Annotated in this window: 22 protein-coding genes; 11 read left to right on the forward strand and 11 right to left on the reverse strand. The window is 58.5% G+C overall.

The features are described from left to right. Positions 1 to 88 precede the first annotated feature (88 nt). Positions 89 to 1582 (forward strand): ABC transporter substrate-binding protein, encoded by a 1494-nt coding sequence (locus QSV77_RS04200; RefSeq protein WP_302732619.1) that lies wholly within the window; start codon positions 89 to 91, stop codon positions 1580 to 1582. A gap of 384 nt (positions 1583 to 1966) precedes the next feature. Here the strand turns inward: QSV77_RS04200 and QSV77_RS04205 are convergent, their stop codons facing one another. Together QSV77_RS04205 and QSV77_RS04210 are read right to left on the reverse strand one after the other, a co-directional pair. Continuing rightward, positions 1967 to 2224, reverse strand: a complete 258-nt coding sequence (locus QSV77_RS04205) for a heavy-metal-associated domain-containing protein (RefSeq protein ID WP_269698142.1) — start codon at positions 2222 to 2224, stop codon at positions 1967 to 1969. A 95-nt stretch (positions 2225 to 2319) separates the two neighbouring features. Next, positions 2320 to 3777 carry a TrkH family potassium uptake protein gene (locus tag QSV77_RS04210; protein ID WP_271361045.1) on the reverse strand — a complete coding sequence of 486 codons (1458 nt, stop codon included), beginning with the start codon at positions 3775 to 3777 and terminating at the stop codon, positions 2320 to 2322. An 80-nt stretch (positions 3778 to 3857) separates the two neighbouring features. Here QSV77_RS04210 and ilvA point away from each other — a divergent pair, with 80 nt between their 5' ends. From ilvA to QSV77_RS04225, 3 genes are all read left to right on the forward strand, one after another. Next, positions 3858 to 5132 carry a threonine ammonia-lyase gene (ilvA, locus tag QSV77_RS04215; RefSeq protein ID WP_142839565.1) on the forward strand — a complete coding sequence of 425 codons (1275 nt, stop codon included), beginning with the start codon at positions 3858 to 3860 and terminating at the stop codon, positions 5130 to 5132. A 73-nt stretch (positions 5133 to 5205) separates the two neighbouring features. Then, the gene (locus QSV77_RS04220) at positions 5206 to 5514 is read left to right on the forward strand and encodes an HlyU family transcriptional regulator (RefSeq protein ID WP_142839566.1); all 309 of its coding nucleotides are present in this window, start codon (positions 5206 to 5208) and stop codon (positions 5512 to 5514) included. Between the two features lie 117 nt (positions 5515 to 5631). Next, on the forward strand, positions 5632 to 6897 hold the full coding sequence (locus QSV77_RS04225; protein ID WP_142839567.1) for a diguanylate cyclase: 1266 nt from the start codon (positions 5632 to 5634) through the stop codon (positions 6895 to 6897). A gap of 41 nt (positions 6898 to 6938) precedes the next feature. Here QSV77_RS04225 and QSV77_RS04230 read toward each other — a convergent pair whose 3' ends face one another. Beyond that, on the reverse strand, positions 6939 to 7556 hold the full coding sequence (locus QSV77_RS04230) for an FMN-dependent NADH-azoreductase (protein WP_271361046.1): 618 nt from the start codon (positions 7554 to 7556) through the stop codon (positions 6939 to 6941). A 151-nt stretch (positions 7557 to 7707) separates the two neighbouring features. On the opposite strand from QSV77_RS04230, the gene QSV77_RS04235 reads away from it, so the two are divergent. Further along, entirely contained in the window at positions 7708 to 8676 is a 969-nt protein-coding gene (locus tag QSV77_RS04235) for a LysR family transcriptional regulator (protein WP_142839569.1), read from the forward strand. A gap of 378 nt (positions 8677 to 9054) precedes the next feature. Continuing rightward, positions 9055 to 9597 carry a DUF2087 domain-containing protein gene (locus QSV77_RS04240; RefSeq protein WP_302732620.1) on the forward strand — a complete coding sequence of 181 codons (543 nt, stop codon included), beginning with the start codon at positions 9055 to 9057 and terminating at the stop codon, positions 9595 to 9597. A gap of 187 nt (positions 9598 to 9784) precedes the next feature. On the opposite strand, the gene QSV77_RS04245 is transcribed toward QSV77_RS04240, so the two are convergent. The 3 genes from QSV77_RS04245 to QSV77_RS04255 all read right to left on the reverse strand — a co-directional run bounded on the left by QSV77_RS04245 (position 9785) and on the right by QSV77_RS04255 (position 12892). Next, positions 9785 to 11773, reverse strand: a complete 1989-nt coding sequence (locus tag QSV77_RS04245) for a bifunctional 2',3'-cyclic-nucleotide 2'-phosphodiesterase/3'-nucleotidase (RefSeq protein WP_271361049.1) — start codon at positions 11771 to 11773, stop codon at positions 9785 to 9787. A 216-nt stretch (positions 11774 to 11989) separates the two neighbouring features. Further along, on the reverse strand, positions 11990 to 12325 hold the full coding sequence (locus tag QSV77_RS04250; protein WP_046798894.1) for a PilZ domain-containing protein: 336 nt from the start codon (positions 12323 to 12325) through the stop codon (positions 11990 to 11992). A gap of 99 nt (positions 12326 to 12424) precedes the next feature. Beyond that, positions 12425 to 12892: a DUF1203 domain-containing protein gene (locus QSV77_RS04255; RefSeq protein ID WP_302732621.1), complete on the reverse strand. Its 468-nt coding sequence runs from the start codon at positions 12890 to 12892 to the stop codon at positions 12425 to 12427. 163 nt (positions 12893 to 13055) lie between these two features. Here QSV77_RS04255 and QSV77_RS04260 point away from each other — a divergent pair, with 163 nt between their 5' ends. Together QSV77_RS04260 and QSV77_RS04265 are read left to right on the forward strand one after the other, a co-directional pair. Further along, positions 13056 to 13934, forward strand: coding sequence for a DUF4344 domain-containing metallopeptidase (locus QSV77_RS04260; RefSeq protein WP_302732622.1), 879 nt, complete (start codon positions 13056 to 13058; stop codon positions 13932 to 13934). A gap of 52 nt (positions 13935 to 13986) precedes the next feature. Beyond that, positions 13987 to 14631 carry a dihydrofolate reductase family protein gene (locus tag QSV77_RS04265; RefSeq protein ID WP_302732623.1) on the forward strand — a complete coding sequence of 215 codons (645 nt, stop codon included), beginning with the start codon at positions 13987 to 13989 and terminating at the stop codon, positions 14629 to 14631. Between the two features lie 245 nt (positions 14632 to 14876). On the opposite strand, the gene sseA is transcribed toward QSV77_RS04265, so the two are convergent. From sseA to QSV77_RS04285, 4 genes are all read right to left on the reverse strand, one after another. Beyond that, a complete protein-coding gene (gene sseA / locus QSV77_RS04270; protein WP_302732624.1) occupies positions 14877 to 16298 on the reverse strand; it encodes a 3-mercaptopyruvate sulfurtransferase in 1422 nt (473 codons plus the stop codon). A 16-nt stretch (positions 16299 to 16314) separates the two neighbouring features. After that, complete coding sequence (locus QSV77_RS04275) at positions 16315 to 17052, reverse strand: alanyl-tRNA editing protein (RefSeq protein ID WP_302732625.1); 738 nt, start codon at positions 17050 to 17052, stop codon at positions 16315 to 16317. A gap of 12 nt (positions 17053 to 17064) precedes the next feature. After that, positions 17065 to 18102 (reverse strand): cysteine synthase A, encoded by a 1038-nt coding sequence (locus tag QSV77_RS04280; protein ID WP_269698126.1) that lies wholly within the window; start codon positions 18100 to 18102, stop codon positions 17065 to 17067. Positions 18103 to 18224: 122 nt separating this feature from the next. After that, complete coding sequence (locus QSV77_RS04285) at positions 18225 to 19664, reverse strand: deoxyribodipyrimidine photo-lyase (RefSeq protein WP_302732626.1); 1440 nt, start codon at positions 19662 to 19664, stop codon at positions 18225 to 18227. A gap of 188 nt (positions 19665 to 19852) precedes the next feature. On the opposite strand from QSV77_RS04285, the gene QSV77_RS04290 reads away from it, so the two are divergent. The 3 genes from QSV77_RS04290 (at position 19853) to QSV77_RS04300 (ending at position 21383) form a co-directional block, all read left to right on the forward strand. Continuing rightward, the gene (locus QSV77_RS04290; protein WP_046798901.1) at positions 19853 to 20134 is read left to right on the forward strand and encodes a DUF982 domain-containing protein; all 282 of its coding nucleotides are present in this window, start codon (positions 19853 to 19855) and stop codon (positions 20132 to 20134) included. Positions 20135 to 20268: 134 nt separating this feature from the next. Next, entirely contained in the window at positions 20269 to 20826 is a 558-nt protein-coding gene (locus QSV77_RS04295; protein ID WP_302733884.1) for a methylated-DNA--[protein]-cysteine S-methyltransferase, read from the forward strand. Between the two features lie 113 nt (positions 20827 to 20939). After that, the gene (locus QSV77_RS04300; RefSeq protein WP_142839579.1) at positions 20940 to 21383 is read left to right on the forward strand and encodes a TIGR02594 family protein; all 444 of its coding nucleotides are present in this window, start codon (positions 20940 to 20942) and stop codon (positions 21381 to 21383) included. Positions 21384 to 21446: 63 nt separating this feature from the next. On the opposite strand, the gene QSV77_RS04305 is transcribed toward QSV77_RS04300, so the two are convergent. Then, a complete protein-coding gene (locus QSV77_RS04305) occupies positions 21447 to 21686 on the reverse strand; it encodes a hypothetical protein (RefSeq protein WP_269698123.1) in 240 nt (79 codons plus the stop codon). Positions 21687 to 21807 lie beyond the last annotated feature (121 nt).

A 21807-nucleotide genomic window follows, 5' to 3' on the forward strand; every position in this document is an offset into this window, starting at 1 on the left:
TCTTCTGACTTGAGAAAATTTAATCGGGAATTTTATGAAAATAAGTGAATTGTGAGCGTTATCATCAAAAATAAAAGGGGAATATTCTATGATGAAGCACGCACTTTTGGCGACTTGCGCCATCGTGACTGCGTTTGGAGCCGACGCGGCTAAGGCCGGCACGATTACCTATGACGATAATTTCGGGGTGAAGACCGGCTGGCAGATGGCGTCCGACGATGCCTATCTCGGCTCCCGGGCAGGTTGTTTCGAAAGCCTGATACGTGTCGGCTACGACATGAAGTTGGAGCCGAGTCTGGCTGAATCCTGGGCGCAGACCGGCCCCAAGGTATGGGAATTCAAACTGCGCAAGGGCGTCAAGTTCCAGAACGGCGAAACGCTTGATGCCAAGGCCGCGGTTAATGCGCTTACCAATCTTTTGCAGGCCCCGGTTCCGGCCCGTGCCTTTTCACCCAAGCTGATTGCTGCCGTCGAAGCGGCCGGCGATGATACCGTGAAGATAACGACGATCGAGCCATCGGTGTTGCTTCCGGCGCAGATGGCGAGCCCCGCAACCTCCATTCTCGCGCCATCGGCTTATAAGGACGGCAAGGTCGATCCAGTGGGAACCTGTACCGGACCTTTCAAGATTACGGAGGTCGATCCGAGCCAGCATATGATGCTGACCGCCAATCATGATTATTGGGGCGGAATGCCGAAACTTGCGGGTGGCCGCGTGAATTTTGTTCCCGATGCCGACACCCGCGCCACCCAGGCAAGAACCGGAGAAGCACAGATTTCGCGCCTTGTCCCGCCATGGACCGTCAAGACCATCGAATCGACCGACGGCGTCAAGGTCGCGCCCATCCCGTCGCCCCGCATCACGGAGCTGTTGCTGAACAATTCCAGGCCGCCTTTCGACAATCTCAAGGTGCGGCAGGCAATCCAGGCCGCCATCGATACCGGTGGCATCGCCGACAGCATCTATGAAGGTGCGGTGAAAGGTGCCGCCATGCCCTTTGCCGCGGGTGAACCATGGGCTGCAAAAGAGGGCAAGCCTGCCTATGACGTGGAAAAAGCCAAGGATCTGCTGAAGGAAGCGGGCATTGCACCCGGCAGCCTGAAGGTGACGCTGCTTGCATATACGGCAAAGACGGAACTGAAGGATGTCGCGGCGATCATTCAGGCGCAATTGCAGGAACTCGGCATCAAGGTTGATGTCCGCGTTGCCGATTACAGCGCGATCGAACCCGACCTTCTGGCCGGCAAATTCGATATGGCGCTGCTGTCGCGCGGTTATGCCACGGATGTTGCCGAACCCGCCGGTTTCCTGAATGCCGATTATACCTGCGGCGGCAGCTATAACATCTCGCATTATTGCAATGAGGCGACCGACAAGCTGATCAAATCCGCCTACGCGACGGCAGAACCCGCCAAGCGTTATGAGATTTACAGCGAAGCGGCGCAGAAGATTTACGACGAAGCCGTCTCCGTTTTCCTTATCCATGAGACGGTCTTCGACGCCTATTCCGCCAAGCTCGAAAATTACAAGCCGCATCCGCTCAACTATTTCGTCATGACCAAGGATCTGGCGACGAAGTAAGTTGGCGGGATATGGCTGAAAAATAGAAGCCCGGCTCGAAAGAGCCGGGCCTTTGTTATGATACGAATGCGGTACTTTTTCCGCCATCATGCCGATGATGCAGCGTCGCTCAATCATCACTCGTGCAGGACTTATTTGCAGCCTCAAAGCGTGCGCGACAGCAGCTCTTAGCGTCAGATGCAATATGGCCGATACGCGGCGAAAAGGCGATTTCCAGAAGTTGAAAGACCTCCACCGTCATCCCTGGATCAAAAAGGGAGAGGGCATCCGCCGTCTGGGGGAGGCAAGCGTGACGAACGTTTTGAAGTATCACTTACGTCAGCGTGAAGCGGGCAGGGCGATCCGGCGGCAGCTGCGATAAAGCGCCGCCGGTCTCTTTTCAGTTCAGGCGCGTGCTTCCGGCGTATAGCCTGCAGCGGTGATGATTTCGGCAATACGCGCGACATCGGAGACGCCACCGACCACAACGGTGCGGCTTGCAGGATCGGCATGCACGGCAGCACCGGGAACGGTCTTTTCGATCGCGCCCTTGATCACACCGGCGCAGTGACCACAGGTCATGTCTTCAACGTGAAAGGAAAGATCTGCGCCGACAGGGGCAGCAGTGGTGGTTTCGTGGTGGTGCTGATGGCCATTGCACATAGGCTGTTCTCCATGGTTTGGAATTCTAACAGGGAGAGCCTGGACTATTCCAACGTGGGAAGGTCAAGCGCTTTATTTGCGCTGATGCAGCGATCTCAGCTCTTCCAGAAAATCGGCATCAGCAGCACCAGAACGGTGAGGATTTCCAGACGTCCGAGCAGCATCATCACTGAGAGCAGATAAAGCGCCGGGTCGCTGATCGTGGAGAAATTGCCGACAGGCCCAATGATCGGGCCGATGCCGGGGCCGACATTGGCAAGCGCTGTTGCAACACCCGAAGTGGCGGTGAGGAAATCATAACCCATCAGGCTCATGGCAAGGCTGCCGGCGATCCACAGGGCGATGAAACAGCTGATGAACAGGAAGATGGTGCGGATTGTTTCCGGATCGACCACCTGCTGGCCGTATCGCACAGAATAGACGGCGTTCGGGTAGATCAGCTTCTTCAGCCCGGCCCGCGCCACATTGAAGATGATGAGAAAACGATAGGCCTTGATGCCGCCCGCCGTCGAGCCGGAACAGCCGCCCATGAAGGTGGCGAAAAAGGCGACGACGACAACGAAGGGACCCCAGAGCGTATAATCGTCGCTGGCAAAGCCGCCGGTCGACAGGATCGAGGTCATGTTAAAGAAGGAATGGCTGAGCGCTTCATCCAGCGGCACGCCGTTTCTAAGGTGGTGATAAACGCCGACCGCAATCGAAATCGCACAGAGATAACCGAGGAAGACGGCGATCTGTGGATCGCGCAGCGTCTCCAGCCGGCGACGCACGGCAAGCAGGATCATGACAGAAAAGGGCAGGCTGCCGAAGATCAGGAAGATGGTGGCGATCCACAGCAATGCGGTATTGTCGAAATAGGCGAAGGAGGCGTCATGGGTGGAAAAACCACCGGTCGCGACGGTCGACATGGCATGGTTCAGCGCATCGAAATGCGACATGCCGGCAAAGTCGAAGGCAACCGTGCAGGCAATCGTCATGACGATATAGATCGCCACGAAAGCCTTGGTGAAGCTTGCCAGCCGCGCGAAGGGCCGATCATTGCCGGTATCGGAGGATTCCATGCGGAAAAAGGTCATGCCACCGACGCGCAGCAGCGGCAGGATGAAGAGGCCGAGCGCGACGATACCGATACCGCCGAGCCAGCAGAGCAGTGACCGCCAGAGAAGAATGCCCTGCGGCGCATTGTCGAGGCCGGAAATCGCGGTCGATCCGGTGGTGGTGATGGCGGAGACGGATTCGAATATCGCCTGACCGAGCGTCAGGTCGAGCTTGGAAAGATAAAGCGGCACGGCCCCCACCAGCGAAAATACCAGCCAGAGCAGGTTGACGAGCAGGAAGCCGAAACGTTTGTTGAAAGAGGCGATCGGTCCGCGGGTCGCCAGCGCGCAGGCCAGCGCAAAGCCGCCGCACATGAAGCCGGAAAGCGCAAACACCATCCAGTCGTCATTGCCGTAATAAAGATCGGTAAGCGCCGGCAGGAACATCGCCGTTGCAAGGTATAGCCCGAAGATGGACGCTACATAGATGACGGAGCGCAGAAGGTTGCTGTTCAAGAGATGAAACCCAGAGTTCGTGGCCGCGCTGAAATGAGTCTTTGTCTCCGACGCCTTCCTATGGCATAGCGGGTGCCATTATGAATTTCAATGGATTGACTATCGTGGACAAGCAGCTTGTGGAAGCAGCGCGGCGGGAAGTGCGGGAAATATTCCCGGAAACGCCGTTGCAGTTGAATGAACATCTCAGCCGTCGGTATGGCGCGTCGATTTGGCTGAAGCGTGAAGATCTGTCCCCGGTCCGTTCCTACAAGATTAGAGGCGCATTCAACTTTCTCCGCAAGGCGGTGGCCAAGGCCGGCAAGGACAAGGTTTTCGTCTGTGCGTCCGCCGGCAACCACGCCCAGGGCTTTGCTTTCGCCTGCCGCCATTTCGGCGTTCACGGCGTGGTTTTCATGCCGGTGACGACACCGCAGCAGAAGATCGAAAAAACCCGCATCTTCGGCGGAGAATTCATCAAAATCCGGCTGGTGGGCGATATATTCGACCAGTGTTATGCAGCCGCGCGTCAGCATGTGCAGGACAATGACGGTTACATGGTACCGCCGTTTGACCATGAGGATATCATCGAGGGTCAGGCGACGGTCGCCGCCGAGATCATGGACCAGCTTCCGGAAGGCACGAAGCCGGATATCGTCGTCATGCCGGTTGGCGGCGGCGGGCTTTCGGCCGGCCTCACGGGTTTCCTCGCCGGCACCGTCAGTAAGGAGAACTTCGTGTTCTGCGAGCCGGAAGGCGCGCCGAGCCTGAAAAAGAGCCTTGAACGCGGCGAACCGGTGACGCTGAACAAGGTCGATAATTTTGTCGATGGCGCTGCCGTCGCCCGCATCGGCGATCTGAATTTCAAGGCGTTGAAGGATTTTCCGGCCGAGCAGGTCATGCTTATCCCGGAAAATGCCATCTGCGTGACGATCATTGAAATGCTGAACCTTGAGGGCGTGGTGCTGGAGCCCGCCGGCGCACTGGCGATCTCCGCACTTGAAAAGCTTGGCCGCGAGAGGCTGGAAGGCAAGACGGTCATCGCCGTCGTTTCCGGCGGCAATTTCGATTTCGAGCGCCTGCCGGATGTCAAGGAACGCGCCATGCGTTACACCGGCGTCAAGAAATATTTCATCCTGCGCCTGCCGCAGCGCCCCGGCGCGCTGCGCGATTTCCTCAATCTGCTCGGCCCGGATGACGATATCGCCCGCTTCGAATATCTGAAGAAATCGGCCCGCAATTTCGGCTCGATCCTGATCGGTATCGAAACCAATGCGCAGGAGAACTTTGCAGGGCTTCTGGAGCGCTTCGAGGCCGCAGGCCTTGGTTATGAGGATATTACCGAAAACGAAATCCTGTCGAACCTGATCATCTGATCGGGGACGAACGACAGGGAAGGGCGGAGCATATCCGCCCTTCAAACGCGAGATAGATCAGGGAGTGAAAACCATGGCATCGTTTTTTTCCAAAATCCTTTCGGCCTTCGGCTCCGGCCAGTCGTCCGACGCACCGCAGAAGACGGCGCAGGTGGAGCCGCATGCGCATGGCGACTATCTGATCTATGCGACGCCATTGAAGGAAGGCGGCCAGTTCCGCTTGGCTGGCCGCATCGAGAAAAAGGCTGGCGAGGAAGTGCTTGTGCATGAATTCGTGCGCGCCGATGTCTTCAGCAGCATGGATGATGCGGTGGAGTTCACGATCCGCAAGGCGAAGCTGATCATCGACCAGAACGGTTCATCGCTTTTCCCAGGAAAATGATGACGTTTTCTTACTCTCTAAATTAAGATTCCGTTGGTTGCTTAGGCCTATCGTCCTTGAAGGGCATGGAGTTGCGCCGATAGACCGGCGTGATGTGGATCGATAGGGCGTGTGCCGATGCAATGGGCAAATCTGGCCCTCTTCCTTACGGAGGCCATCGTCTATTTTTCGGTAATGACGGCATTCCTTCATTACCGGCATATTCTCGGCATCGGTGTTTTTCTCACCGCGCTGGGTGTCATGCATTTCATGGAAACCTATCTGGCCGCCGTCTTTTATGTCGGCCTGCCTTTCGGCGTCGCCTCGCCGGGTTCCTCCATCCTTTTTGCCGGCAAATTGATGATGATCCTCATGCTTTATATGCGTGAGGATGCGGCGGTTGTGCGCCAGCCGATCTACGGCCTGCTGCTCGGCAATATATTGACCGTCATAATGGCGCAGATCATCCGGTTTCATCAGACGGTGGCGATCGTCCCCGGACAGTCGGTCGATACCGGCTTTCTTGATGAGATGGGCGTGCTGATGGTCTGGGGCACCAGCATTCTTTATGTCGATGCCATCGCCATCATCCTGCTTTACGAAAAGCTCGGGCGGTATTTGCAGCGCCACATCGTGCTGCGCTTCGCCATCTGCGGCGTCGTCATCTTGAGCTTCGATCAGGCGGCTTTTTACGGGGCGTTGCGATATTTGTTCGATGCGCCGGTCAATGTCTTCTACGACGGCTGGAAGGCGAAGATGGCTGCGGTTGGCATCTATTCGGTCTTGTTCGCCCTCTATCTTGGTTTGACATCGACCAAGGGGCGTTTCCTGACACGCCGCAGCGTTGCCGATGTCTTCAACGACCTCACTTTCAGGGAACGCTACGAGGAACTTCTGTCCCGCTCGGGTCGCGACATGCTGACTGGTGTGTCGGACCGCGCCCGCATGGAACTCGATGCGCCCTCGGTCGTCGTGGAGTGCCTGGAGAAACAGCGGCCGGTCAGCGTGCTGATCGTCGATATAGATCATTTCAAGACCGTCAACGATACTTTCGGCCACCTGCAGGGCGACGAGATCTTGCGGGACTTCGCCGCCGTGCTGAAACGCAGCGTGCAGCCGCATGGACATCTATACCGCTTCGGTGGTGAGGAATTCGTGGCACTCCTGCCGGCAATGGCACATGAGGCGGCACTTGCCTTTTCCGCGGGGCTGCGGGTGGCGATCCTGGCGGATCTGCGCCGCCCTGACGGTTCGCCGCTGACGGTCAGCATTGGCGTCGCCACGGCCTTTGAGGACGGGCAGCTTTTCCGCGCGCTTTTATCGGAAGCCGATGCCCGACTGTATGCGGCAAAAAATAACGGCCGGGACCAGGTCCACGGCCGTTTTGGAATGTGGGTCGGCTGAGACCGGCATCCTGCCGGCATCAGCCTGCCATTCTGTGTGCCTCAGGCGGCCTGTGCCAGTTCGGCAACCTTGGCGCCGGCGGCGGCAATGGCCTTCTCGACGGCTTCCGGGCCGAATGCCAGACCTTCGACATAGATCACTTCCACGTCGGTCATGCCCATGAAACCGAGAACGGTCTTCAGGTAAGGAACGGCATGGTTCATCGATACGGCCGGGCCTTCGGAATAAACGCCGGCAGCAGCAAGCACGATATAGACCTTCTTGCCCTTGGCGAGGCCTTCCGGACCGGTTTCGGTGTAGCGGAAGGTCTGGCCGGCGCGGGCGACGTTGTCGATCCACGACTTCAGGCCGGAATAGATGTTGAAGTTGATGAGGCCGGTGCCGATGACGACGGTGTCGGCAGCCATAAGCTCGGCAACCAGCTTGTCGGAATAGTCAGCCGCAACCGCTTCTTCAGCGGTACGCTGGTCGGCCGGCTTGCGGATTGCAGCCGTCTTGACGGTGTCGAGGTGCGGAATGGGATCGGCGGCGAGATCGCGGTGGACAAGGGTATTCGCCGCCGACTTGGCCTTCAGCTTGTTCGCGAGTTCACCGGAAAACTTGTTCGAAACCGATTCGTCGCCACGCGGGCTGGAGGTGATGAGAAGAATGTTGGACATGGTCTTTTCCTTGCATGCAATGGGTTTGACGGGGTGCCTTGGGAGGGCGTGAAACAGCTACGGGCGCTTTCGTCGCCCCTATATGAAAAATTACGGCCATCAAGAAAACTGTGATAATGTGGAAGTAATCTATCGATGAAATGGATGGGACATGGACGCGAACCCCACACTCGACCAGTTGCAGGTATTTTTGACCGTTGCCGAGACCGGCAGTTTCTCCGCCGCGTCGCGGGCGCTTAATCGCGCCCAGTCGGTGGTCAGCTACACCATCGCCAATCTCGAGGCCCAGCTGGAAGTCACCCTGTTCGAGCGCAGCGGCGTGCGCCAGCCGAAGCTGACGGATGAGGGCCGTGCCATGCTGGAGGATGCAAGGCGCATTGTCGCCGGCCTGCAGGAAATGCGCGCCCGTGCCAAGGGGCTGAAGCAGGGGCTTGAGGCGGAGCTTTCTGTTGCCATCAGCACCATGGTGCCGGCAGAGGCTGTCGTCGCGGTGCTGCGGGATTTTCGCCAGCAGTTCCCCACCGTCACCCTCAGCCTCAATGTCGGTGAGCTGGGTATGGTGATGGAGATGGTGCTCTCCCGCAAGGCGGGCATCGGCATCGGCGGGGCGCTGATGCGCCAGGATGATGAACTCGTCGTCGAAAAAGTCGGCCATTCCTTCATGCTGCCGGTCGTCGCTGCGGATCATCCGCTGGCGCAGATCGAGCGGCCGCTGACCCTGGCGGATGTGCGTGAGGAGGTCCAGCTCGTCGTCACCGATGCCTCCGGCCTCACGAAAGGACGCGATTTTAATGTGCTCTCCTACAAGACATGGCGGGTGAGCGATATCGCCACGAAATACCAGCTGATCAAGGGTGGTCTGGGCTGGGGCGGACTGCCCGCATCGATCGTCCGTAACGACCTGACCAATGGCAGCCTGAAGGCTCTTGAACTCGAAGCCTATGAACAGGGCGAATATCCGCTCTTTGCATTGCGGCGGGTGGATTCACCCGCAGGTCCTGCAGGTCAGTGGCTCGCCGAGGCTTTCCAGCAGCGCCTGTCGGCCTGCCCGAACCACAAGGATTTCAGTGGGATGCTGGAAGCGAACAAGCAGAGGAATATTGCTGTCGCCGCAGAGTGATATTGGCTATTGCATGTGGAGCGAGCGGGTGCCGCGAGCTTCTTCTCCCCGCCGGGGAGAAGGTCGCGGCAGCGGGGTCATGAGGGGAAAGGGTGCGGTCTATCGCTGGCGTTGCCCCCTCATCCGACCCTTCGGGCCACCTTCTCCCCCACGGGGAGAAGAAACGGGCGGCAACCTCGCGTTACACCACGATAGGGCCAATTGACGGCAACGAACGGTCTGCCTATACGTAAACCACGGTCAGCAGTTCACCGAGGCATCGCCGTCCCGCAAGGGAAGCTAAACCTGCATCTCGAATAATTGACAGCACTTATCCCGTGCCTTGTCGGAAGCCGGCGATCAGCGACACCTCTTCGGAATGGCACGTGAGGATAAGTCATGCCACGTTCGATCCTTTCCATTGATATCGCCGACCTCTCGACCTTTGCCAAATCCGTTCGCGAACAGATCGGCAGGCTGGAGCGCCAGCCAAGCCATGTGGAGATGCTCAATCTTCTCAGCCGGGCCGCCGGGTTCCGCAATTTCCAGCATCTGCGCGCCGCACGCACATCATCCGCTGAAAGTAGCCCTCTGTTGCCGCAGATAATGCCGGCTGCCAATGAGGGCAAGGTGCTGAAGACTGCGCGGATTTTCGATGTCGCCGGCAGGCTGGTGCAATGGCCTGCCCGTCGCTCCCAGCAGGAACTGTGCCTCTGGTACCTATGGGCGAAAATTCCCGCTGGGCGCAGTTTTTCCGAACGGGAATTCAGCAGCTTCCTGAATGATCTGCATCTGTTTGGCGATGCCGCGATGTTGCGTCGCGACATGGTCGGCCTGAAGCTCATCCGCCGCAACCGCGATGGTAGCGATTACCAACGCATCGAGCAGAAGCCGCCGATGGAGCTGCCGCTGCTGTTGCGCGCTGTGGGTGGGCGTAATTGAGAAATAGTCAGCAATGGGGCGACTAGTCTTCATCACACTCGACGTCATCCTCGGGCTCGACCCGAGGATCCACACCCACGGGAGCCGATGGATACTCGGGTCGAGCCCGAGGATGACGTTGAGCTGATGGAGACGTCGTGAATAAGTCGGCCCTCCCGGCGATGTTTCGCCGGGAGGGCCGAAGCCCTCAAAGAACCAGACGGAACTTTGCGAAGCCTTCCGCGCCGTCGCCGGCATCTTCGATCTTTGCGCCCTTGATCTCGGTGGCGTAATGGCGGCCTTTCGGACCCGTCTCGAAGATTGCCGAGGTATTGGCCACCGGCGCGAAGGACCAGTTGGCATCCGCGGACGGATTGATGGTGCCCTGATCGACGATATAGCGGACGATCACGTCGCGGTTGGTGTCGGGCGCCACGAAGATCACCTTGTCGGCAGCGATGTCAGGGAACTTGCCGCCGCCGCCGGCACGGTAATTATTGGTGGCCACCACGAATTTCTGCTCGGGATCGATGGGTTTGCCATTGAACTGAAGGTTGACGATGCGGTTGCTGTCGGGATTGACCGCCTTGCCGTCCTTGTCGAACTTCGCCGGCTTGGAAATGTCGATCTGATAGGTGACACCGTCGATGACGTCGAAATTATAGGACGGGAAATCGGCGTTCAGCAGCGGAGCATCCTTGGCGCCGGCCTCGACCGTGTTGAACATGCCGGCCGACATTTCCAGCCAGTTCTTCACCTGCGCGCCATTGATCAGCACCGCCTGCACCGTATTGGGGTAGAGATAGAGGTCGGCGACATTCTTGATGGCGATGTCACCGGCGGGGACATCGGTGTAATAATCCGCGCCGCCGCGACCGCCGGACTTGAAGGGCGCTGCTGCCGAAAGCACGGGCAGGTCCTTATATTCCCCTTCCTTCAGCATGTCCTTGATGTACCAGGTCTGGGCGTTGGAGACGATCTGCACGGAAGGGTCGTCTGCCACCAGCGCGAAATAGGAATAAAGCGGCGCAGAGGTCTTGCCGACCGGGCGGCGCACATAGGCGAGGGCTGCCTCGTGATCGGCCTTGGCGGCGGCGATGACTTCCGGCTTGTCCGTGAAGTCGGCAACGATCTTGCGGTTTTCATCGCGGTGGTAGATCGGCCGTGCTTCGGAGGTGAAGTCGACGATCTTCCAGCTCTTGCCGTCCTTTTCGAGCAGCAGGTCGATGAGGCCCATATGCGAGCCCCAGAAACCGGCCATCACCGCCGGTTTGCCGAGGAGCGTGCCCTTTGCCGCGTCCACGCCCTCAATGCCGTCCCAGGTCTTCGGACCGGGGAAAACGAGATGCTGGTGGCCGGTGAAGATGGCGTCAATGCCTTCAACGCCCGCCAGATAAAGCGAGGCGTTCTCCATGCGGTCGCTCTGGCCCTTGCCGTCGATGCCGGAATGGGAAAGCGCAATGACGATATCAGCGCCTTCTTCCTTCATGGCCGGAACCCAGGCCTTGGCGGCCTCTACGATGTCGCGCGTCTGCGCCTTGCCTTCAAGGTTCTTGGAATCCCACATCATGATCTGTGGTGGCACGAAACCGATGATGCCGACCTTGACCGGGCTGATGACGCCGCCGCCGTCGCGGATCTGTTTTTCAAGAATGATATAGGGCTTGAAGAACAGATCGTCCTGCTTGGGATCAGACGCCAGCTGACCCTTGGTGAGGTTGGCGCAGACAAAGGGAAAGCCGGCGCCGGCCAGCGTGTTCGACATATAGTCGAGACCGTAATTGAACTCGTGGTTGCCGAGCGTGCCGCAATCATAACCCAGCACGTTCATGGCATTGATCACGGGGTGCTTGTCGCCGGCCTTCATGCCGCGCTCATAGGCGATGTAGTCGCCGAGCGGATTGCCCTGCAGGAAGTCGCCATTATCCACCAGCATCGAGTTTCCGGCCTCCGCGCGGATGGCGCCGATGATCGAGGCAGTGCGCGCCAGACCCATCGTGTCGTTCGGCTTGTCGGCGTAATAATCATAGGGAAAGACGTGAACGTGGATATCAGTCGTTTCCATGATGCGCAGATGCGCCTGATTGGCGGCCGCACGGGCGGCGAAGGGGTGCAGCAGCACCAGCGCCGAAGAGGCCGCAATGCCACCGAGCAGCGAACGGCGGGTAATGGGGTGGAGAGCGAGAAGCGGCGACATGGGAACTCCTTCGGATGAAGCTTGCTCTGTCTTGAGAAGCGGACAGGGTAGAAGCAATCGCCGAGGAGTCCATCACCAAAATGACAAGCCGGTGACAGATAGGCCTGTTTTCAACCGTTTGATAAATTTTTTGTCATTGGAGCGTGATGCGCACACTTCCACATCGGGAAAGGCGCCTCGTCCGGGCAGCCCATTCCGGCTTTGGGGAAAAGCAACTCAGCGGGCGAGCGTCGGTTTCACTTCTTCATGGAAGAAACGGAAATAGGACGAGAGCTGCGCCAGCGTGTTGGTGGAAAGCTTCAGCTGCAGGCCAAGGCGGTTCTGGTGCTGCCATTGCACAACGCCTTCGATGAAGCCCAGATCCTCGCTCTGCACCTTGACCCGGCTGCCCTTGGCGGCAGCGAAAGGTCCGTCCAGCTCCAGCGCCATGCCCGTGGCCGAGAGATCAAGGACACGGGCTCTGGTCGACTGGCTGAAATAATGAACGGTCGCAAAAATCCTGGTCTTGCTACGCGGCGCGGTGCGGGTCGCCATATTGAGGTTGTTTGCCATTTTGCTGCTCAAATCAATTGTTTCCGACAGGAGCACCATAGGCTGTAAAAGTTTGAGACCGGTTTAGTTGTTCGGTTAAAATTCTAGATAATGCTGTGATTATGCTTTGGCGATACGGCACTGATAACAATTGTTGCGGGCGGAACGGACATGCACATAAGCAACGTCTGTGCGCTCCAGAAGATGTCGTGCGCGAGACGTGATCTCGTTGGTCGCCGTTACAGCGCCTGTACCGTAAACGATGCGGTTGTCGGCGCCATATCCGCGCACGATATAATCCGGGCTGTTGAGCATCGGCGGAACGGTCTCCGTTTGCGGATAGCGTTCGCAGGCTTCGGCATGCAGAAACACAGGTCCCGTCTCCGCATAGGGCTGCAGCGACGGAAACGGCCTGTAGGCAAGGATCAGCATGCCTTCGCCTTCACCAATCTGGGAAAGACAGTGGCGGCAGGGCATGCCTCCGGGAGAAAAGCTCCGTTCGGGCGGATTGCCATAGGCGTCGGCAGCGCCTGCCCGGAAGGCTTCGGCTTCTTTAGCCGGCATTGCAATAAAGACGAGATCGGTCATGGCGGGTTCTTTCTGGTTTGGATCGGCGTTGCTTCTTTGCAGCTATGATCTTCAAACAGAGTGCTATCCACCCGATTCTTGCCAGGTGATGCAACCAGCCCATTGCATGACTCGTTTGCATCGGGAATCAGTGACGCTCCTCGTTCCCGGAAGGTCTGATTTTATGTTGCGTCGTTTTCTGGCCGCCATTCCGCTGGCTTTCGTTTCGTTGACGGCCCCGGCCCAGGCACAGACTGCCGCCGGTCTCGATGGCCTGTCCGACGACCAGCTGCAGCAGGCGGTCAACTTCGTCATCGGCAACGCCATCTTCTCGCTGTATCACGAAGGCGCGCGCATGCTGATTTCGGATTTCGGAACGGTGGATACCGGCAGTACGCAGGCCCCGGCGGACCAGCTGGCGGGCACGCTCATTCTTCAGGCCAATGAGGAATGGCTCGATACCGCGCTCGTCAACGCCACCGACAGCTGGTATCTGGGACGCGAGGCTGAAACCTTGCCAGAGCACGAAGCACCAGTCTTTTCCGCGCTCATTCCCGACAAAAGCCGTGATCGCAACATGGCCTGCCTGATGGTCGGCCGCGACAAGGATGGTTATGGCGATCTGGCCGCCATGATGGGTCTGGACAATGCCGAATTCGACAAATGCGCTGCCGCCTATCCGCGTGTCGCTTCGGCCTGGGAGAATTTTCTGAGCCCGCATCGCAGCCAGACGCGGTCCAAATTCACCGTCAGCTACATGCCGCCACGCGATCCCGAGCTTGAACCCTATGCCATCATGATCAGGGAATCGAAGGTTCTCGATCTCATCAGTCGCAGTTTTGGCGCTTACGGTCTGAAGGGTGACGTCAAGCTCACGGCGAGGACCTGCGGCCGTCCCGATGTTTACTGGTCGGCTGAAAAGCGTGAGATCACCTATTGTTATGAGCTTGGTAAATTCCAGGCGGAGCTGATTGCCGATCATCTGCTGAACACCGTCACGGAAGACAAGGGCGCCGCCGGCGGGCAAATTCCAACGGCGGTCAATCTGGAACGGGAAATCTGAGGTCGATTGCCTGACGCTGGCGATCTGGCCTCCTGAACGGGAGGAGAGTGCCATGCCGAAGGTTGTCGTTCGCAATTTCTCCATTTCGCTTGATGGATATGGCGCTGGGCCAGACCAGAGCCTGCGGAACCCACTGGGCGTGAACAGCGAAGAGCTGCATCAATGGGCCTTCAAGACACGCACCTTTCACCGCATGTTCGGCAAGGAAGGCGGCTCGACCGGTACGGACGAGGATTTTTCCGAAAAGAGCTTCGAAAATATCCGCGCATGGATTTTGGGCCGCAACATGTTCGGTCCCATCCGCGGCGCATGGCCGGATGAAAGCTGGAAAGGCTGGTGGGGCGAGGAACCGCCTTATCACGTTCCGGTTTTCGTGCTGACGCACCATCCGCGCCCGTCCCTTACCATGAAGGGCGGCACGGTATTCCATTTCGTTACCAACGGCATCGAGGCGGCCCTCGATGGCGCGCTCGTCGCAGCGAATGGCAAGGATGTCCGTATCGGCGGCGGCGTTTCCACCATCGGGCAATATATGGCCAAAGGCATGATCGATGAATTGCATCTGGCGCTCGCGCCGGTATTTCTCGGCAAGGGCGAACAGCTTTTCAAAGGGCTGGATTTGCCCGCACTCGGTTATCGCTGCACAGGAACGGTGGCGGGCGAGGGTGCTACCCATCTGATTATCGACCGGGCATGAATGCTGCGCCGTTAAAGGTATCCCCACCAACATTGCGCAGCGGTTCCTGCGCTGACATTTCCCTCACTCCCTCATTCCTGTGCTTGTCACAGGAATCCAGCCGACGCGCGTCTGCGCGGCGAGAGAGTCCTTTTCAGCCCAAGGACTTGGGCTGACTGGATTCCTGTGACGAGCACAGGAATGAGGCAGTGGGAACCAGACACTCCCTATCGGCGAATGGCACGCGTTGCTCTCAATGGCGCTACTCAATTACGCAGCGAAATTTCCAGAAGCTCGGTATCGGAAAGAGGCTCCACCCAGGCCTCATAGGTGCCGACGGGCGAGAAGCCCATCATCTGGTAAAGTTGCAGCGCACGCGGATGATCGAGCGTATTGGTCGTGACAGTCACCCGTTTCGGATTATCCTGCCAGGCCGCGTAAAGCGCCTGCAACAGGAACCACTTGCCGACGCCAGCGCCAATCGCCTCTTCGAGCAGGCCGAAATAGGAAAGCTCGGTCACCTCGTCGCTCGCCTTGTGCAACTCGAAGAAACCGGCAGGCGCACCGTTCATATAAAGAACCGTAACGCTGTTCTTCGGGTCCTTGAGGACGGCTGACAGCTCCGCATCGCTCATGCGCATGCGCTTCTGCCAATGCCAGCGTTTACCCACCCGCCAGTAAAGATAGCGATAGAAGTGCAGGGGAATATCGGTGACCCGCATCAATGCCGTCTGGATGTTGACGGGGATCGGCAGGCTGACCTTCGGCGGCGACGTCATTTCCAGCTGCGTCACATGCGCCTTCAAAGGCCCATGCGATACAACGGGGACAGGCTCGGCGGGTCCGGTGGCGACAGGCGTGTCTTCCAGCCCGCCCCATTCCGACCAGGAACCGTCATAGAGCGAATTATCCTGATGGCCGAGCGATTCCAGCGCCAGCGTGATGACGGCGGCGGTAACGCCCGAGCCGCAGCTCGTCACCACCGGCTTGCCAAGATCGATGCCCGCATCAGTCACCATCTTGCGGATTGCGGTCAGGTCCTTGAAGTGGCCGTTCTCCGAAAAGGCTGTCGCCGGCAGGCTGCGCGCGCCGGGCATATGGCCCGACCGCATGCCGGCACGTGGTTCGGCCTCGTCGCCAGTGAAGCGCCCCGCGCCGCGGGCATCGGCAATCTGCTTTTCGCCGCTATCGACAATGCCGCGCATGGTCGACAGCGATGTCACGCGTTTCTCGTTGAAGTCAGGCGTAAAGGTCGCAGGCTCGATCTTCGGCGTACCGGTTTCAAGTAGCCGGCCTTCGCGCTTCCAGCCATCAAGGCCGCCATCCAGCACATAGGCCTTGCGCACGCCCATCACCCGCAGCATCCACCAGACGCGCGGTGCGGAAAAGAAACCGGGGCCGTCATAGACCACGATCGTATCATTCTCGCTGAAACCAAGCTCGCCGGCCTCCTGCGCAAAAAATTCCGGTGAGGGTAGCGAGTGCGGCAGACCGGTGGTGTGATCGGCGATCTTGTCCTGATCGAAGAACACTGCGCCGGGCAGATGGCCGGCCGCGAATTCCTCCGCGCCATTGCGCTTGTGCGCCGGCAGATACCACGAGGCATCAACGAGACGAAACCGGGCTGTGCCAAGCTGTTTTTCCACCCAGTCCGCCGAAACGACGAAACGGCTCTTATCCGTGCTCACGATGTCTCTCCCGATCTCAGGCAACAGCTTCAGGCGCGCCGAAACGAATGCGGAACCGCCTGTTCTCCTTGCCCTTCTTTTCTATCTTGGCAATGTGAATATCGCCCACTTCCTGCGTTGCGGAAACATGGGTGCCGCCGCAGGGCTGGCTGTCGATGCTGGAATTTTCGCCGATGCAGACGAGGCTGACACGGCCAAGGCCCATCGGCGGGCGCACATTCTTGGATTTGACGATGCCCGGATTGGCAGCCAACTCCTCGTCGGTAATCCATTGCAGGAAGACGGGATGGTTGGCTTTCACCAACTCCATCAGCTTGGCCGTGACCTCATCCTTGTCGATGGTTTCCGACATGTCGAAATCAACACGCGATTCTTCCTCGCCGACGGCAGCTCCGGTGATTGGCCACTGGCAGACGACGGAGAGCAGATGGCAGGCCGTATGCATGCGCATCAGCTTGTAGCGGCGTGGCCAGTCCACATGCAGGGTCAGCTTCTCGCCAACGTCGGGAGAAGGCTGGCCTTCGAGCGGCACATGGATGATGACGCTCTTGTCGGCACCGTTCTTGGTGACGCCGAGGTCGATGCGCGAACCATCCGCCCGCTCGAGAAACCCGCTATCGCCCGGCTGGCCGCCGGAGGTGGCATAAAAGCAGGTCTGGTCGAATTCTATGCCACCATCCTCATGCACCGCCGTGACGATTGCTTCTACGGTCGAGAGATAAAAATCGTCACGGAACAGGGCATTCACAGGCATTTCGGCATGTCCTCAAACGGTTTCGTACGGAACCGCAATCTCGCTTTTCGTCGCCAGCCATTGCGGAATCGGCAGCCCCTTGGAGCGCAGGAAATCCGGATTGAACAGCTTCGACTGATAACGATTGCCGTAGTCGCATAGTATCGTCACGATTGTATGCCCCGGACCAAGCTCGCGGGCAAGGCGGATTGCGCCGGCAATGTTGATGCCGGAAGAACCGCCGAGGCAAAGCCCTTCCTTCGTAACGAGATCGAACAGCACCGGCAGCGCTTCCGCATCCGAGACCCGATAGGAAAAGTCCGGCGTAAAACCTTCCAGATTGGCGGTGATGCGGCCCTGCCCAATGCCCTCGGTGATGGAAGAACCTTCGGACTTCAGGACGCCGTGCTTGTAGAATTCGTAAAGGGCGGCACCTTCAGGGTCGGCAAGGCCGATCTTGATATCAGGGTTGAAATCGCGCAGGCCATCGGCCACGCCCGCCAGCGTTCCGCCTGAACCGACCGAGCATATGAAACCATCGACCTTGCCATCCGTCTGGTCCCAGATTTCCGGGGCGGTGGTTTCGATATGGGCCTGACGGTTGGCGATATTGTCGAATTGGTTGGCCCAGATCGCGCCGTTTTCATCGGTTGCGGCAAGCTGTTTTGCCAGCCGGCCGGAAACCTTCACGTAATTGTTCGGGTTGGAATAGGGGGCGGCCGGAACCTCGACCAGCTTGGCGCCGAGAAGCTTCAGCGCGTCCTTTTTTTCCTGGCTCTGCGTCTCGGGAATGACGATGACGGTCTTGTAGCCGAGTGCATTGGCGACCAGCGACAGGCCAATGCCTGTATTACCCGCCGTGCCTTCGACGATGGTGCCGCCCGGGCGCAGCTGCCCGCGCCGCTCGGCGTCGCGAATGATGTAGAGCGCGGCACGATCCTTCACCGACTGGCCGGGATTGAGGAATTCCGCCTTGCCGAGGATTTCGCAGCCCGTCGCTTCAGAAGCGGCTTTCAGACGGATGAGTGGCGTGTTGCCAATAGCACTAAGCGCAGAGGGATGAATGGTCATGATTGAGCCTTCTTGTCTGAGCGGAAATTAGGTGCCGTTATGTCCCGTTACAACCGCCTTTAGGCAAGAAATTATCTTCCCGGCTTTGGCTTCGCCACGCAAAATTTTGCCGATACCCAGTTTTATGCGTTGTTCTTCACCGCAGCATAGGCCGCAAGCGCTCTTTCCCGCGCCTTTGCATGGTCGACGATTGGCAATGGATAGGTTTCACCAAGCGTGATACCCGCTTTTTTCAACACGTCTTTCGGCGCTTCGAACGGCTTGTGGATGTATTTCCGCTCGAGCTTTTCCAGCTCCGGTACGAAGTGGCGCACATAGTCGCCATCACCGTCGAATTTCTCGCCCTGCAGGATGGGGTTGAAGATGCGGAAGAATGGCGAGGCATCCGCCCCGGAACCCGCCACCCATTGCCAGTTGGCGGCGTTTGAGGCCGGGTCGGCATCGACAAGCGTATCTCGGAACCATTTCTCGCCTTTCCGCCAGTCGATCAGCAGATGTTTGATGAGGAAGGAGGCCACGATCATGCGCACCCGGTTGTGCATGGTGCCGTGCTGCCACAATTGCCGCATGCCGGCATCGACGATGGGATAACCCGTCATGCCGCGCGTCCAGGCCTTGAAGGATTTCTCATCGTCCCGCCAACCGAAGGCGTCGAAACTGTCGTTCCAGTTTTTCTCGTCCAATTCAGGGAAATGAAACAGCAGGTGATAGCAGAATTCCCGCCAGGCGATTTCCTTGCGAAAACGGCTGATATCGTTTGAGGCGATGTGGCGGGAAAGCCCCTTCGTCGCGTGCCATACGGTGGCGGGCGATATTTCCCCCAAGGCCAGATGCGGCGCAAGCATCGAGGTCGCGTCCTTTGCCGGAAAATCGCGGCCTTCTTCATAGCCTTTCAGAGCGCCATCGATGAAGTCGTTGAGTTTCTCCTGTGCGCCATCTTCGCCGGGCGCCCAGATGTCGCTGAAGTGCTTCGCCCAGTCCGGCTTGACCGGCAGCAGCTTCCAGCCATCAAGCTTTTCCGATGTCGGCCATGTCTTCGGTGCTTTCAGGCTCTCTGGCGCCTCCGCCGGGGCATGCGGCTCCTCGCCACCCTCCAGCGCCCGCCAGAAGGGCGTATAGACCCGGTAGGGGCCGCCGGATTTCGTCTTCAACCGTGAGGGTTCGTGCAGAAGATGGCCGGAAAAGCTGCGAACCGTCAGACCATCGTCGCGAAGCTTCTGTTTCAACGCCCTGTCCGTGGCCATGCCGGCCGGATCATACCGGCGGTTCCAGAATACCGAGTCTGCGCCGGTTTCCGATATCAGCTGCCGCAGCATCTTTTCGGCATCGCCGCTTAAAAGCAGAAGGCGGCTGCCGGTTTTTTCCAGCGCGGCGGAAAGCGAGGCAAGCGAATGGTGAAGCCACCACTCCTGCGCACCGCCCAGCGGGCCAGAGGACTTTTCTCTGACATAGACGGGGATGATGGGGCCGCCGTGGTCCACAGCTGCGAGAAGGGCAACATTGTCCGAAAGGCGCAGATCCCTGCGGAACCAGACGATGACGGGGGAGGCTGTTGTCGGCATGAAATAACCCGGTTCACTTCCGCTTGAACGAGTGTTGAAACGCTTTGTTCCGCAAATCGACTAGAATGGAAAGATGGGGCACATGGTTTCTCGAGGGTTATTTTTTCGCTCTTGAAACAGCAGGTGAAGGGAACCAACTGGAGGAGCCGGCGTTTGTCGCGGGTTAATAGAGCATGGAAGTGCAATCAATGTTGCTGAAAGACGTTAAGTGGGAAAAGCCCGTTACCATTTCCCTTGAAAACGGTGCGCCCCGAATTTTCAACGGCGTTTACGAAGCCTTCGATTTTCTGCAGCACGAATGGCCAGAACGCGGCGACAAGGCGCATGAGCAGGCGCTTCGTCTGTGCCGCGCCTCGCTGATGGGTGATGTGGCGGGTGAAATTGCCCGCACGGCCTTCGTTGCGGCCAGCCGGCAGGCGCAATGCCTGATGGAGGACAGGGCGGAGACGCAGAATAAAATCGCATCCTAAGCTGTTTTTCAGGACTGGCATGGAAAAGGCCACCCGCCGAACCGGGTGGCCTTGTTTTTTTGAAGATCAGGAAACGGGTTGTTTCGGACGCAGGATATGGCATCGTATGCGCCCGAAGCGGATGAATGAACGCGATGACCAACCACTACGGCTATATTGTTTTTCCAACCGCGCTTGGCCATTGCGGCCTTGCATGGGCGGGGCGCGGCATCGCCCGTCTGCAATTGCCCGCTGCTGATGCAGGGGAAACAGAAAAGCTTCTCCTTAAACGTGTTCCATCGTCCACGATTGCGGTTCCCGACACACGCACGCGTGAAGTGATCGCGATGATCACCCGCTATTTCGCTGGTGAGGCGATCGATTTTACCCCCGTCGAACTGGATCTCTCCGGGCAGGAGCGGTTTTTTCTCGATGTCTACGATGTTGCGCGGCAGATCGGCTGGGGCCGCACGACGACCTATGGCGGCATCGTGAAAGAGCTTGGCCTCGGCATGGAAAAGGCCCGCGATGTCGGGCAGGCGATGGCGAAAAATCCGGTGCCGCTCATCATTCCCTGCCACCGCGTTCTGGCGGCTGGCGGCCGGCTGGGCGGTTTCTCCGCGCCGGGCGGAACCACCACCAAATTGCGCATGCTGGATCTCGAAAATGCCAGCCGCAGCCGCGCCGATGAGGCGCAGGGCAGCCTGTTTTAAAGCAATGACAGATCAGGCCGCATGAATAGGCGTCTGATTTCTGCCCATTTCTCGTCAAATTGTCGCTAAATTGTCACAATACACGGACGCCCTCCAACATAAGGGCGAGACGTTTGAGAGTATCCGCGTTAATTCTATCCGCTGCCTTGGCTTTTACAGTCGCGGCGCCGGCCTCTGCCGGCATGCTGAACCAGGCAGAAAAATACACCGGGCTGCATGAGTCCAAGAACAATAAGAGCCTGAAGAATATTCTTGGGGCAAATCCCCGCAGCACCCCCTGGTGTGGCCTCTTCCTGCATGCCGTCGCCAGCAAGGCCGGCCGGCAGTCGCCGAAATCCTACGGATTTGCGAAGTCCTGGACCTCTTTCGGTTACGCCGTTCCCGTCGGCCAGGCCAAGCCCGGCGATATCGTCGTCATCCGCAACGGTCGCGGTTATCACGCCGGAATTCTGAAGAGCATGAGCGGCAAGACCGCCCAGATCCTCGGCGGTAACCAGTCTGGCCGGGTGCAGGTATCGAATTTCAACCGCAAGGCCATCGTTTCCGTTCGCCGTTGACGACCACACAGCACATATTCTTATAAAGGCGGGCCATGACCCGCCTTATCCATTTCTAGGGGCCTATGGCTGCTCCCTGGTGCCGGGTGCGGCGTCGCGCTGGTCATCATCCTCAAGGTCGGTGGCAACGATGAAGGCGTCCTCATGCTGGCGGGCTGCCTGCCGACGGGCGCGCAGGCTCATTGTCTCATCCGGATAAATCTCACCGTCTTTCGATTTGAGCTCGCTGTCGGTTTCGAAACGCGCCACATCCTCGTCGCGAATATCGAGCGGTTCGTTCTTCGGCTTTTTCGGGGTGCTCATTGAGTAATTCTCCTGCGGGGTTTCCGCGGGGCAAACGATCCCGCATCCATGACGGTTCCCTTTTTCGAAGAAATGCTCATTCACAATCGGTCTGCGAGGAACAAAGTCTGGCTTTTTCTGT

The organism is Agrobacterium sp. V1, from assembly GCF_030518355.1.
GTDB lineage: Bacteria > Pseudomonadota > Alphaproteobacteria > Rhizobiales > Rhizobiaceae > Agrobacterium > Agrobacterium cucumeris.